The sequence below is a fragment of the Oleiphilus sp. HI0128 genome, assembly GCF_001635365.1.
This window is the reverse complement of record NZ_LWGG01000010.1, coordinates 1-837: the sequence shown is the minus strand read 5'-3', so window position 1 is coordinate 837 and position 837 is coordinate 1. Positions and strand designations below refer to the sequence as shown.

Genomic DNA, 837 nt, shown 5'->3' with positions numbered 1-837 from the left:
GGTAACAATACTCTGATTGCCAACACGATAGACATCGAGAGAAACCGCTGCACGGTGGTCAAAGGATGCCTGACTTTGCGGGCTATTTCGGTTGTCGATGATGCTCGCAATATCGCCTAGTCTTACCTCGGCACCGTCAGCATTCGAGGCAATAATGATATTTCGATAACCCTCTGCATCACTTTTTTTAGCATCACTGGTGATTAGTACGTCACCGTCATGGGTTTTTAATACGCCACCTGGTAACTGATTTGATTGTTGCCTAATTAGACGACTGATCTCTTCGAAGCTAACTTGATATTGCTCTAAGTTATGTGCCGGGATATAGACTTGTATTTCAGAGTCTTTAACGTCTTCTAGGTCGATGATGCTGATGTTATCGTTTTCGAGGATTTCACTGCGTATGCTTCGCGCCATCTTGCTCATGCTAGCGTAGTCCGCGGTGCCACTGAGAATTAATTTACTAACGCGATTACGTACAATCAATTCCTTGACGGTTGGCTCTTCTGCCTCGTCTGGTAAGGCATCATAGTTTTCGAGACGGCTTTTAACTGTATCTAGTATATCTTTCGTGAGGTAGCCGTCTGCTACGTCAAGAGTCATTGAGCAAAAACCCTCATGCGCAATAGCGCTAAGCTCAAGTGTGCCCTCAATATCATAAATCTGGTTTTCGATTGGCTTGCAGATGCTAGATTCTATGGTTTCAACTGACGCACCAGGCAGGCTCGTATCTATCCCAATACGTTCAAGGGACACATTTGGGATCAGCTCTTTGCGAATATCGGGCAGGCTGATATAACCCAAGGCAAACACGGTAAACATAAGCAAGTTGGCGGC

General features: G+C 45.4%; 1 protein-coding gene. It reads right to left on the bottom strand.

All coding sequences use genetic code 11. From position 1 onward, the window contains the following. On the bottom strand, positions 1-837 hold an 837-nt coding region (locus tag A3763_RS00175), incomplete at both ends, for an efflux RND transporter permease subunit (protein WP_197482643.1).